General features: G+C 63.7%; 13 protein-coding genes. 10 read left to right on the forward strand and 3 right to left on the reverse strand.

The annotated features are described in order from the left end of the window. Positions 1 to 24 precede the first annotated feature (24 nt). From uvrC to AFIDRAFT_RS12865, 7 genes are all read left to right on the forward strand, one after another. Positions 25 to 2,103: an excinuclease ABC subunit UvrC gene (gene uvrC / locus AFIDRAFT_RS12835; protein ID WP_156786897.1), complete on the forward strand. Its 2,079-nt coding sequence runs from the start codon at positions 25 to 27 to the stop codon at positions 2,101 to 2,103. A gap of 83 nt (positions 2,104 to 2,186) precedes the next feature. Further along, positions 2,187 to 2,798 carry a CDP-diacylglycerol--glycerol-3-phosphate 3-phosphatidyltransferase gene (pgsA, locus tag AFIDRAFT_RS12840; protein ID WP_009339907.1) on the forward strand — a complete coding sequence of 204 codons (612 nt, stop codon included), beginning with the start codon at positions 2,187 to 2,189 and terminating at the stop codon, positions 2,796 to 2,798. Further along, complete coding sequence (gene moaD / locus AFIDRAFT_RS12845) at positions 2,798 to 3,049, forward strand: molybdopterin converting factor subunit 1 (RefSeq protein WP_009339908.1); 252 nt, start codon at positions 2,798 to 2,800, stop codon at positions 3,047 to 3,049. Before pgsA ends, moaD begins: the two co-directional genes overlap by 1 nt. A 9-nt stretch (positions 3,050 to 3,058) precedes the next feature. Continuing rightward, the gene (locus tag AFIDRAFT_RS12850; RefSeq protein ID WP_009339909.1) at positions 3,059 to 3,532 is read left to right on the forward strand and encodes a molybdenum cofactor biosynthesis protein MoaE; all 474 of its coding nucleotides are present in this window, start codon (positions 3,059 to 3,061) and stop codon (positions 3,530 to 3,532) included. Further along, complete coding sequence (prmB, locus tag AFIDRAFT_RS12855) at positions 3,532 to 4,509, forward strand: 50S ribosomal protein L3 N(5)-glutamine methyltransferase (RefSeq protein WP_009339910.1); 978 nt, start codon at positions 3,532 to 3,534, stop codon at positions 4,507 to 4,509. The genes AFIDRAFT_RS12850 and prmB overlap by 1 nt, the downstream gene beginning before the upstream one ends. A gap of 21 nt (positions 4,510 to 4,530) precedes the next feature. Further along, complete coding sequence (locus AFIDRAFT_RS12860) at positions 4,531 to 4,995, forward strand: nucleoside deaminase (RefSeq protein ID WP_009339911.1); 465 nt, start codon at positions 4,531 to 4,533, stop codon at positions 4,993 to 4,995. Between the two features lie 98 nt (positions 4,996 to 5,093). Beyond that, positions 5,094 to 6,506, forward strand: coding sequence for an MATE family efflux transporter (locus AFIDRAFT_RS12865; protein ID WP_009339912.1), 1,413 nt, complete (start codon positions 5,094 to 5,096; stop codon positions 6,504 to 6,506). A 37-nt stretch (positions 6,507 to 6,543) separates the two neighbouring features. On the opposite strand, the gene AFIDRAFT_RS12870 is transcribed toward AFIDRAFT_RS12865, so the two are convergent. Further along, positions 6,544 to 7,656, reverse strand: a complete 1,113-nt coding sequence (locus AFIDRAFT_RS12870) for a branched-chain amino acid aminotransferase (protein WP_009339913.1) — start codon at positions 7,654 to 7,656, stop codon at positions 6,544 to 6,546. Positions 7,657 to 7,895: 239 nt separating this feature from the next. Between AFIDRAFT_RS12870 and AFIDRAFT_RS12875 the strand changes: the two genes are divergently transcribed. Genes AFIDRAFT_RS12875 through AFIDRAFT_RS12885 form a run of 3 tightly spaced genes read left to right on the forward strand, consistent with a single transcriptional unit; the run spans position 7,896 to position 10,542 of the window. Continuing rightward, positions 7,896 to 8,435 carry a MarR family winged helix-turn-helix transcriptional regulator gene (locus AFIDRAFT_RS12875; RefSeq protein WP_009339914.1) on the forward strand — a complete coding sequence of 180 codons (540 nt, stop codon included), beginning with the start codon at positions 7,896 to 7,898 and terminating at the stop codon, positions 8,433 to 8,435. Beyond that, on the forward strand, positions 8,432 to 9,157 hold the full coding sequence (locus tag AFIDRAFT_RS12880) for a response regulator (RefSeq protein ID WP_009339915.1): 726 nt from the start codon (positions 8,432 to 8,434) through the stop codon (positions 9,155 to 9,157). The genes AFIDRAFT_RS12875 and AFIDRAFT_RS12880 overlap by 4 nt, the downstream gene beginning before the upstream one ends. A 47-nt stretch (positions 9,158 to 9,204) precedes the next feature. Next, entirely contained in the window at positions 9,205 to 10,542 is a 1,338-nt protein-coding gene (locus tag AFIDRAFT_RS12885; RefSeq protein ID WP_244469224.1) for an ATP-binding protein, read from the forward strand. 3 nt (positions 10,543 to 10,545) lie between these two features. On the opposite strand, the gene proC is transcribed toward AFIDRAFT_RS12885, so the two are convergent. Both proC and AFIDRAFT_RS12895 read right to left on the reverse strand, forming a co-directional pair. Beyond that, positions 10,546 to 11,370 (reverse strand): pyrroline-5-carboxylate reductase, encoded by an 825-nt coding sequence (proC, locus tag AFIDRAFT_RS12890; RefSeq protein WP_009339917.1) that lies wholly within the window; start codon positions 11,368 to 11,370, stop codon positions 10,546 to 10,548. A 108-nt stretch (positions 11,371 to 11,478) separates the two neighbouring features. Continuing rightward, complete coding sequence (locus tag AFIDRAFT_RS12895) at positions 11,479 to 11,979, reverse strand: type III secretion system chaperone family protein (protein ID WP_009339918.1); 501 nt, start codon at positions 11,977 to 11,979, stop codon at positions 11,479 to 11,481. Positions 11,980 to 12,204: the final 225 nt, after the last annotated feature.

Consider the following 12,204-nt stretch of genomic DNA (forward strand, 5'->3'; position numbering starts at 1 on the left):
CTCCGCGATCACTAATTTGGGGCCATGAATAGCGACGATCATGAAAGATCGATGGCCGCACCGGGGCGGAGCGTTGATGATCCGGTGACGAATCCGCCGGCACCCGGCGGCGCGCAGGCGCCGGGTTCCTCCGATGTCCCGCCGCAGGACAGCGACCTTGCCGTGACCAACCCGGAGGAGGACGACTCCGCGCTTCCCGAGCCGGTGGAGGATGAGGCCGAATGGGGCAGCGAGAGCCGCCTCGGAGTCGGCCGCGCCGTGATCGAGCAGGCGGTGAAGCTCGCGCCAACCTCTCCTGGCGTCTACCGCATGCTCAACGAGAGCGGCGACGTGCTCTATGTCGGCAAGGCCAAGAACGTCAAAAAGCGGCTTTCGTCCTACGCCCGCCCGACCGGCCATGTGGTGCGGATCGCGCGCATGATCGCGATGACGGTGAATGTCGAGATCGTCTCGACTGAAACCGAGACCGAGGCGCTGCTGCTGGAAGCGAACCTCATCAAGCAGTTGCGGCCACGCTTCAACGTGCTGCTGCGCGACGACAAGTCGTTTCCCTATATTCTCATCACCGGCGATCACTGGGCGCCGCAGCTCGTCAAGCATCGCGGCGCGCAGACGCGGCCCGGCCGCTATTTCGGGCCGTTCGCCTCCGTCGGCGCAGTCAACCGCACGCTGACGGCGCTGCAGCGCGCGTTTCTGATCCGCTCCTGCACGGATTCGTTTTTCGAGGGCCGCACCCGGCCTTGCCTGTTGTTCCAGATCAAGCGCTGCGCGGGGCCGTGCACCGGCGAGATCGATTTCCCCGCCTATACCCAGCTTGTGCGGGAGGCGACCGACTTCCTCTCCGGCCGCAGCCGCGCGGTGAAAGAGCAACTCGCCGCGGAGATGGAGAAGGCCTCCGCCGAGCTCGAATTCGAGCGCGCGGCACTGTATCGCGACCGTCTGGCCGCGCTGTCGGCGGTGCAGGCGCAGCAGGGCATCAATCCGCGCACGGTGGAGGAGGCGGACGTGTTCGCCATCCATCAGGAGGGCGGCTATAGCTGCGTCGAGGTGTTTTTCTTCCGCACCGGGCAGAACTGGGGCAACCGCGCCTATTTCCCACGCGCAGACAAGTCGCTGACGGCGGAGGAGGTGCTGGGCTCGTTCCTGTCGCAATTCTACGACGGCAAGCCGCCGCCGAAGCTCGTCCTCCTCTCCCACAAGATCGAGGAAGGCGAACTGCTGGCCAGCGCGCTCAGCGTCAAGGCCGGATTCAAGGTCGAGGTTTCGACGCCGCAGCGCGGCGAGAAAAAGGAACTGGTCAATCACGCGCTGACCAACGCGCGCGAGGCGCTGGGCCGCAAGCTCGCCGACACCGCCACGCAGACGCGGCTTCTCGACAGCCTCGTGAGCGCGCTGCAATTGCCGCAGCCGCCGCGCCGGATCGAGATCTACGACAACAGCCACATTCAGGGCACCAATGCGGTCGGCGCCATGGTGGTCGCGGGGCCGGAAGGCTTCATGAAGAACCAGTATCGCAAATTCAACATCCGCTCTGAAAATCTCACGCCGGGCGACGATTACGGCATGATGCGCGAGGTGTTGCAGCGCCGTTTCAAGCGGCTATTGTCGGCGGAGGCGGGCGCGCAGGCCAAGGACGATGACGTCCCGCAATGGCCGGACCTCGTCATCATCGACGGCGGCCTTGGGCAGTTGAACGCGGTGCGCCAGATTTTCGATGAACTCGGCGTCACTGGCGTCTCGTTGATGTCGGTCGCCAAGGGGCCGGACCGTGACGCCGGGCGCGAGACGCTGTTCCTGCCGGACCGCCCGGCCATCAAGCTCGAGCCGCGCGATCCGGTGCTGTATTTCATCCAGAGGCTGCGCGACGAGGCACACCGTTTCGTGATCGGATCGCACCGCAAGCTGCGCAAGAAGGACATCCGCGAGGCGGGCTTGCAGGAAATTCCGGGCATCGGCCCGGCCCGCAAGCGGGCGCTGCTGCATCATTTCGGAACGTTGAAGGAAATCGAGCGCGCCTCGCTGGCAGACCTTGGCAAGGTTCCAGGCGTGAGCGCCGAAAGCGCGCGGCGAATCCACGATTTCTTCCATCCCGCTCGGTCCTGACCGGTGAGCCTGACAGGGGACATAACCGCCATGATCGCCTTCGGTGTTGACCTTGGGAGCCGCACAGTATTGGTATCGTGCCCATGTCCAGTGTGACCACCCGCAAGCCGCTCAAACACTCGTTTGCGCTGCCGAATATCCTGACCTATTCGCGGATCGCGGCCGTGCCGATCGTGGTCGCCTGCATGTATGCCCAGTCGATCGGCAACGGGCCCTTGTGGCTGCGCTGGGTCGCGCTCGCGGTCTTCATCATTGCCGCGGTCACCGATTTCTTCGACGGCTATTACGCGCGGATGTGGAATCAGCAATCCGCGTTCGGGCGGATGCTCGATCCGATTGCCGATAAATTGCTGGTGGCGTCGTGCCTTCTGATGCTGGCGGCGGACGAGACCATCAAGGGCTGGTCGCTATGGGCCGCGATCGTGATCCTGTGCCGCGAAATTCTGGTCTCGGGGTTGCGCGAATATCTCGCGGCGCTCCATGTCCGCGTCCCGGTGACGCAGCTTGCGAAGTGGAAGACCGCTGTTCAACTGGTGTCTATCGGGTTTCTGATCGCGGGTGAGGCGGGCGAGGCGATCCTGCCGCCGACCATCCCGATCGGAATCACGCTGTTGTGGATATCGGCTCTCGTCACGCTCTATACCGGCTGGGACTATTTCCGTTCCGGCATCCATCATCTGGTGGAGGATGAGTGATGAAGGTTCTTTATTTCGCATGGGTGCGCGAGCGTATCGGCAAGGCGGAAGAGACGATCGATCCGCCCGCCGCCATCCGTACGGTCGGTGACCTGATCGGCTGGCTGACGCAGCGCGGCGAGGAATACGCCCGCGCCTTCGAGAAGCCCGCGATCATTCGCGCCGCCATCGACCACACCCATGTCAAACCGGACGCGGCGATTGCGGGCGCGCGCGAGATCGCATTTTTCCCGCCGATGACCGGCGGCTGAGCCATCACGATGACCATCCCGATCACAGTTCGCGTGCAGCATGACGATTTCGATGTCGCGCTCGAAACCAGAATGCTGACTGCGAACCGCCCGGACATTGGCGCGGTGGTGAGCTTTATCGGCATCTGCCGCAGCGGCGATGACGATCTGGCGATTTCGGAGATGACGCTGGAGCATTATCCCGGCATGGCGGAGACCGAGATCCGCCGTCATGCCGAGGAAGCGCGCAAGCGCTGGCAGTTGTCCGGCGTCACCGTGATCCATCGCTTCGGCACTGTTACGCCGGGTGACAATATCGTGCTGGTGCTGACGGCATCGCCGCACCGCGAGGCGGCATTTCAGGCGGCGGAATTTCTGATGGATTATCTCAAGACCAACGCGCCGTTCTGGAAATCGGAAAAGCGCCTGTCCGGGACCAAAGGCGTTTGGGTCGAGGCACACAGCGCTGACGACGCAGCGACCTCGCGCTGGGAGCGCAAATAATGGCACGCAAGACGACGAAGGCGACGCGCGCTGTGTCGCGCCGCAAGGCTGCGCCGCGTGTTAAGGCCGCTCCTGTTGCGAAGCCCGGTGAATTGCTGACGCTGCTGGATGTCCTGCGTTATGCAGTCAGCCGCTTCAACGAGGCTGAACTGGTGTTCGCGCATGGCACCACTGATCCGGTGGCGGAGGCGGCGTTCCTCGTCACCGAGGCGCTGCATCTTGCGCCCGAGCAGTTCGAGACGTTCGCGCAGGCGCGGGTGACCAAGGCGGAAGCCGCAAAACTGCTTAGCCTGATCGGTCAGCGCGTGCGCACGCGCAAGCCCGTGGCCTATCTCGTCAACAAGATCTACATGCGCGGGCTGCCGTTCTATGTCGACGAGCGCGTGATCGTGCCGCGCTCCTTCATCGGCGAATTGCTGGATTCACATTTCGGCGGCGACAGCGAAATGCCACTGATCGACGATCCGGGCAGCGTCGGGCGTGTACTCGATCTGTGCACCGGTTCGGGCTGCCTTGCCATTCTGGCGGCGCAGACGTTCTTCAACGCGACGCTGGATGCGGTCGATCTCTCGAAGGATGCGCTCGCGGTGGCGGCGAAGAACGTCGCCGACTACGGCCTCGAAGATCGCATCTCGCTGCACAAGGGCAACCTGTTCGCGCCGCTCGGCAACGAACGCTACGACCTCATCATCTCCAATCCGCCCTATGTCGACGCGGAGGGGATGGCTTCGCTGCCGCCGGAATGCCGGCACGAGCCGAAACTCGCCTTCGACGGCGGTGCGGACGGCATCGACATCGTCCGGCGGATTATCAATGAAGCGGCTGCGCACCTCACACCGAATGGCGGCCTGCTCTGCGAGGTCGGCCGCTGCCGCGAGGCGGTGGAGGATGCTTTCCCGACCCTGCCGCTGCTTTGGCTCGACACCGAGGAGTCGGAAGGCGAGGTGTTCTGGGTCGGCGCGCAGGATTTAGCCTGATCTGATTTCAAGGAGGCCGACATGTCGGATGCAAAAGGCTTTCTGTGCGAAGCCATCGAACTTGCGCGCGAGAATGTCCGCAAGGGCGGTCGCCCGTTCGGCGCGGTGCTGGTCAAGGATGGCAAGGTGATTGCAACCGGCGTCAACGAGATTCTCGAGACTGGCGACCCGACCACCCATGCCGAGTTGCAGGCCATTCGCGTGGCCAGCCACGTGCTCGGCAGTCCGCGTCTCGACGGTTGCACGATCTATGCGAGCGGCCATCCTTGCCCGATGTGCCTCTCGGCCATGCATCTCACCGGGATTCGGGAATTCGCCTACGCTTATTCCAATGAGGAAGGCGAGCCTTACAGCCTGTCCACGGCGAAAGTCTATGCCGAGATGGCCAAGCCGCTGGCCGCACAATCCGTGAAGGCCACTCACATTCCGGTTCGCATCGAAGGTGAAGACCCTTACGAGATGTGGAAAGCGCGCTCGGCGGTATAGGGAAAGGCAAGCCTCCGGCAGTCCGGCCGCCATGATGTTGCGATATTCTGCGGCTTGATGGCTGCAGTTTCGCCCCCGCTGCCTATCTGTCAACGATCATGCTTTTCGTAACTCCCCAGAGCGTCTCGACGCGAGAAGTCTGGCGCGATGAATTTCGCGCGATGCTCGCGCTTGGCTGGCCGCTGGTGCTGACCAATCTCGTGCAGATCGCGCTGACCACGACCGATGTGATCGTGGTGGGGCGTCTTGGGCCGACGGCGCTCGCCGCAGCAACCCTCGGGGTCAATCTCTATCTCGCGGTGCTGCTGTTCGGCATCGGACTGCTCACGGCGACCTCGCCGATGATGGCGAGCGCGATCGGGCGCAAGCTGCATATGGTGCGCGACGTGCGCCGCACATTCCGGCAGGGATTGTGGAGCGCGCTGATCATCGCGGTACCGAGCTGGATTCTGCTGTGGCAGGCGGAAGCGATCCTGATCGCGTTCCGGCTCAATCCCACGTTGGCGGCGGAGGCTGCCGCCTTCATGCACCATCTGCAATGGGGATTGCTGCCCTCGCTGGGTTACATCGTGCTGCGCTCGTTCGTTGCCGCATTGGAGCGGCCGGTGTGGGCGCTGGTCATCACCGGCATGTCGTTCTTTTTCAATATCGCCGCGAACTACGCGCTGGTGTTTGGCCATTTCGGCTTTCCGGCGATGGGGCTGCGCGGCGCGGGCACGGCAACGGCGCTCTCCAACCTGTTTCTGTTTACGGGCATGGTTGTAGTGGTGATGTGTGCGGCGCGTTTCCGCCGCTATCGCCTGTTCGGCCATTGGTGGCGGCCGGACTGGCCGCGGTTGCGGACGCTGTGGCGGATCGGTTTGCCGATCGGCGCGACCGTGATGTTCGAGATCACGGTGTTCAACGCAGCCGTGTTCCTGATGGGGCAGTTCGGCACCGATGCCATCGCCGCTCATGCCATCGCGATCCAGATCGCATCGACCACCTTTATGGTGCCGATGGGCGTGGGGCAGGCGGCGACGGTGCGCGTCGGTCTTGCCTATGGCGCGCGCGATGCGGACGGAATCACGCGCGCGGGCTGGACCGCCTTTGCGCTGGCCATCGCCTTCATGGCGGCGATGAGCGCGCTGATGCTGACTGCGCCGCGATTGCTGATCGCGGCCTTTGTCGATCTCAACGATCCGGCCAATGCCGCCGTCGTCGGCCTCGCGGTGTCGTTCCTGATGTGGGCGGCGGTCTTCCAGATCTTCGATGGCGCGCAGGTGGTCGGCGCGGGCATGCTGCGCGGTTTGCAGGATACAAGGGTGCCGATGGTCTACGCCGCCATCGGCTATTGGGGCATCGGCATGTCGCTGAGCCTGCTGTTCGCGTTCAGGCTCGGCTTCGGCGGTACCGGCATCTGGATCGGGCTGGCCTCGGGCCTTGCGGTCGTCGCCTGCGCGATGATCGGACGCTGGATGCGCCGCGCCCGACTGGGACTGGTGCCGGTAAACGAAAACGCCGCAGCGTAGGCTGCGGCGTCATTCGAAACTTGTTAAGGCGAATGGATCAGAAAACCTTCTTGATCCAGTTGTGCGCATCCGCCGCGCGGCCGTACTGGATGTCCACGAGTTGCTTGCGCAGCCCCATCGCGACCGGGCCGGCGGCACCTCCGTTGATCGCGAAATCGCCGCTCACCGAATGCACCTTGCCGATCGGCGAGATCACCGCTGCGGTGCCGCAGGCGAAGGCTTCCTTCAGTTTGCCGCTGGCGGCATCCGCGCGCCACTGATCGATCGTGTAGGGCTCTTCGCGCACGAGCTTGCCTGCCTCTCGCGCGAGGGTGATGATCGAGTCCCGCGTGATGCCGGGCAGGATGGTGCCGAGCGGCGGCGTCAGCAGTGAGCCGTCGTCGAACACGAAGAAGATGTTCATGCCGCCGAGTTCTTCGATGTAGCGGCGCTGGACCGCGTCGAGGAACACCACCTGATCGCAGCCATGCTCGATGGCTTCGGCCTGCGCGCGCAGGCTTGCGGCATAATTGCCGCCGCATTTCACGGCACCGGTGCCGCCAATGGCCGCGCGGGTGTAGTTCTCCGAGACCCAGATCGAAACGGGGGCAGGGCCGCCCTTGAAATAGGAGCCGACCGGCGATGCGATGACGGCGAAGATGTATTCGGCGGATGGCTTGACGCCGAGGAAGATCTCGTTGGCGATCATGAAGGGCCGCAGATAGAGGCTGCCCTCGCCGCCCGGAATCCAGTCGCGGTCGGTGCGCACCAGATGTTCGACGGCGTCGATGAAAACGTGTTCGGGGAGCGGCGCCATGGCCATGCGTTCCGCCGAATTCCAGAAGCGCCGCGCGTTGGCGTCGGGGCGGAACAGGTTCACGCCGCCATCGGCGCGCCGGTAGGCCTTGAGGCCTTCGAAAATCTCCTGGGCGTAGTGCAGGACGGCCGTCGCCGGGTCCAGGGCGAAGCTCGCGCGGGATTCGATGCGCGCGCCATGCCAGCCCTTCGTGTGGTTGTAGCGGACGACAGCCATGTGATCGGTGAAAACGCGGCCAAACCCGGGGTCAGCGAGTTTTGCCGTGCGGTCGTTTGCGGGCGTGGGATTCGCTGCGAGTTGCTTTTCGAATTCCAGCAAGACCGCGCCATCGATTTTGTCGAAGGACACGCCCATGATTTTGTCTCCCAATACAGTCTGTGGTTTGGCGTCGTTCCGGACGGCCAGCGCGCATGCCGTTACGATTTCGCGAAATCCGTGAAGTCCAGTATGTTTCGCGCCGGGCCGACGGACAATCAATCGCTAGATTGGGCCGTCGCCCTGTAATTTATCGAGACCTTCACGGAACGCCGGAGTCTTTCCGAAAGTTTCGCGAAAGGCACCTGCTTTGTAACGTAAAACCAAAATATGTCAACATGGCTGACATAAATTTGAAAACTCTCAGAACCGAGCTTTCGGGCAGCCAATCCCTGCCGCCCGAGGTGCGCTGGGACATCGTCGAGCTGCTGTTCTTCGCCTACCGCGATTTCGTCGGCGATGCCGACCATGTGCTGGAGGAATTCGGCTTCGGTCGCGCGCATCATCGCGTGATGCATTTCGTCCAGCGCTATCCTGGGCTGAAGGTGGCGGACCTGCTGGAGGTTCTGCGCATCACCAAGCAATCGCTCGGGCGGGTCCTGAAGCAACTCCTCGACGAGGGCTATATCATCCAGCGGGCCGGCGACAGCGATCGCCGCCAGCGTCTTCTTTTCGCCACCGCCAAGGGCGAAGCGCTGGTGGTGAAATTGGCGAGCCTCCAGACCAGGCGCATCGACCGCGCGCTTGCGACGCTTGACCCGGAGGGTGCTTCGAGCGTCCGCAAGTTCCTGCTCGGTCTCATCGATCATGATGATCCCGACAAGGTGCTTGAGGTCATACTCAAAGGCGGCGGCCCGGACATGAGGACGAGATCGTGAACGAAACGGCAGCCGGTGCAAAAAGGCTGAAGCCGATCAACGATGAGGCGCCGCATCTGCTGCTGGTGGATGACGACCGTCGCATCCGCGATCTGCTGTCGCGCTTTCTCGGCAACGAGGGCTATCGCGTCACCACGGCGAAAAGCGCCGCGGCCGCGCGCGCCAAGCTGACCGGCCTGCATTTCGATCTCCTGATCCTCGATGTGATGATGCCGGGCGAAACCGGCTTCGAATTCGCGCGGAGCTTGCGCGAAACCTCGCAGGTGCCGATCATCATGCTGACCGCGCGGCATGAAGCGGAAAGCCGGATCGAAGGCCTGCAGATCGGCGCCGACGATTATGTCGCCAAGCCATTCGAACCGCGTGAATTGCTGCTACGTATCGCCAACATCCTCAAACGCGTTGCGCCGGTCGCGGTGGAAACGGTGGAGTCGGTCGCGTTCGGGCCTTACGTCTATCATCTGGAGCGTGGCGAATTGCGCAACGGCGAGGAGGTTGTTCATCTCACTGACCGCGAGCGCGAGATGCTGCGTATCCTCGCGGCGTCGCCGGGTGATACCGTGCCGCGCGGCGCGCTGACCGGGAATGGCGCCAACGGCAACGAGCGCGCGGTCGATGTCCAGATCAACCGCCTGCGCCGCAAGATCGAACGCGATCCCGCCAATCCCCTGTTCCTGCAAGCGGTGCGCGGCATCGGTTACCGGCTCGTCGCCTCGCCATGAGCATGCTCGAGTCCGCAAAATCCGTGCTGCATCCCTTGCTCCGGGGCATGTCGGTGCTGAACGAGTGGTTCGCCCGCGGCCTCAAGGAACTGATGCCGAAGGGGCTTTATGCGCGCGCACTGCTCATCATCATCGTGCCGATGGTGATCCTGCAATCGGTGGTCGCGTTCGTGTTCATGGAGCGGCACTGGAACACGGTGACGCGGCGTCTGTCGGCGGCGGTGGTGCAGGACATCTCCGGGCTGATCGATGTCTACAAGACCTATCCGCAGGACAAGGATCGCGTGCAGCTCCGCCGCATCGCGCAGACCCGCCTCGGCCTCGTGGTGGATTTCCTGCCGCCGAACGACATGCCGCCGCCGGGCCCGAAGCCGTTCTTCTCGTTGCTCGATCAGGCGCTGTCGCTGCAACTGAGCCGGCAGATCGGCCGCCCGTTCTGGATCGATACGGTGGGCCGCTCCAATCTCGTCGAGATACGCATCAAGCTCGACGATGCGGTGATGCGCGTCTACGCCCAGCGCAGCGCGGCCTATGCCTCGAACTCGCAGATATTTATCTTCTGGATGCTCGGCACGTCGTCGATTCTTCTGATTGTCGCGGTGCTGTTCCTGCGCAACCAGATCAGGCCAATCCTGCATCTGGCCGATGCCGCCGAGAATTTCGGCAAGGGCCGCGATGCGCCGAACTTCCGGCCGCGCGGTGCGCGTGAGGTGCGGCGTGCGGCGCAGGCTTTCATGGAGATGAAGGAGCGCGTCGAACGCAGCATCGAACAGCGCACCACCATGCTCGCGGGCGTCAGTCACGATCTGCGCACCATCCTGACCCGCTTCAAACTCGAACTGGCCTTGATCGGCGACGGCGCGGAAGCCGATGGCATGCGCAAGGATGTCGACGAGATGAGCGGCATGCTGGAGGATTATCTCGCCTTCGCGCGCGGCGACAGCGGCGAACAGGCGACGCCGACCGACATGGCGCAGGCGCTGGAGGAGTTGCGTGGCGACGCGGAACGCCACGGCCATCCGGCGACCGTGACTTTCGAGGGCGATCCGATGGTCACGGTGCGCCCGGCCTCGTTCAAGCGTTGTCTGGCCAATCTGGTGTCGAATGCGGCGCGCCACGCCGATACGATTTCCATCACCGGCTATCGTGACGACCGCTGGCTCACGGTGACGGTGGATGACGACGGCCCCGGGATTCCGTTGCATCTGCGCGAGGAAGTGTTCAAGCCATTCCTGCGGCTCGACGATGCGCGCAACCAGGACGAGGGCGGCACCGGCCTCGGCCTTGCCATCGCCCGTGATATCGCCCGCGCGCATGGCGGCGACATCACGCTGGGCGACAGCCCGCTCGGCGGCCTGCGCGCCGCGGTGCGCGTGCCGGTGTAAAAGTTACTTCGCGAGTTCTCTGGACCGCTTTGCCGCGGCGGCCACGGCGCGCGTCAGCAGCGGCTGAAAGCCTCCCGGACCCATCAGCACCTCGAGCGCGGCTGCGGTGGTGCCGCCGGGCGAAGTGACGTTCTTGCGCAGCGTCTCGCTCGTCAGGTCCGAGCGATGCAGCAACTCGCCCGAGCCTGCCACCGTCTCGCGCGCAAGCCGCGTGGCCAATTCCGGCGAAAGACCCGCCGCGATACCAGCGCGGGCAAGCTCTTCGGCAAGCAGGAAGACGTAAGCCGGGCCCGAGCCCGACACGGCGGTGACGGCGTCCATCAGCGCTTCGTCATCTATCCATTCGACGCTGCCGGTCGCGCTCAGCAGTGCATCGGCGATATCGCGCTGCTGTTGGCCGACGCCTGCCGCGGCAACCGCGACGGTGATCCCACGTCCGATGGCCGCCGGGGTGTTCGGCATCGCCCGCACCACCTTGCCACCGCAGGCCTGCGATAGCTTCGCGATCGGCACGCCTGCCATGATCGAGATCACCAGCGTGGCAGGCTTTACAAGCGTACGCAGTTGAGGTGCCGCGTCCGCGAACATCTGCGGCTTTACGGCCATCACCAGCACGGCGACGTCACCCGGCTGCGTGGGGTTGATGCGCAGGCCCTTCGCGGTCAGCGACGTGATGTCATCCGAAGGTGCAGGATCGATCACCGCGAGCCTGTCGGCGGCCACGCCCTGCGCAAGCCAGCCCGACAACATCGCGCCGCCCATCTTGCCTGCACCCGCAAGCACGATGGAGCCGTTCAGGTTTGCGAGTGCATTGGTGGATGTGGTCATCGAAGCAGCCTCTCGGGACTTGCTGCGGCATGGCCGCAGTAATCATCGCTTCGCAAATTGTCTTGTGAGGGATGCCCGGGTCAAGCCCGGGCATGAGGGCAGGGCCGCTCAGGCCTCGCCCATCGTGTCGAACATCGCCGCCGACATTGCCTCGGTGGCGGTCTTGCCGCTCCAGACCACGAACTGGAAGGCGGGGAAGTAACGCTCGCAGGCCATCACGGCGGTCTCGAACATCGTCTCGCATTGCGCGTTCGAGGCGCTCATGTTGCCCGGCAGGAGCAGCGACTGCCGGTGCATCACCACGCCCGACTGCGACCAGAGATCGAAATGGCCGACCCACATCTGCTCGTTGGCGGATGCGATCAGGCGCTGCACCTCGGCGCGGCGGGCGACGGGAATTTTCATGTCGAAAGCGCAGGCGACGTGCAGGGCCTCGATCTCCGGCATCCAGGTGAAGGAGATCTGATAGTCGGTGAAGCGGCCCTTGTAGACGATCGTGACTTCGTCTTCGCCGGAGCGCTCGAAGGCAAGATCGTTACTGGCCGCGATTTCCTCGACGACCGTGAGAGGGCTGGGTGTTGAATCGAGAGTGATGTCCAAGAGGGACATGCTGGCTTCATCCTGTCGATTGGTGCACGCGGAACGAGATGCAAAAACGGTTTGACGATCATCGTCGCCACAAATCCGAACCGGCTTTGTCGTTCAGGCCGTTCGAAGGTGCACGAGAATTGATCTGTGATTTGCGACTCGGGCGCAATCGAACGGCGACTCGTTCCACAGGCATTCGGGAAAAAAATGAAGTCATCAACAGGCGAAAAGAGAACAAACCGGAAT

The sequence above is a fragment of the Afipia sp. 1NLS2 genome, from assembly GCF_000178995.1.
In the GTDB taxonomy this organism is placed as follows: domain Bacteria; phylum Pseudomonadota; class Alphaproteobacteria; order Rhizobiales; family Xanthobacteraceae; genus Afipia.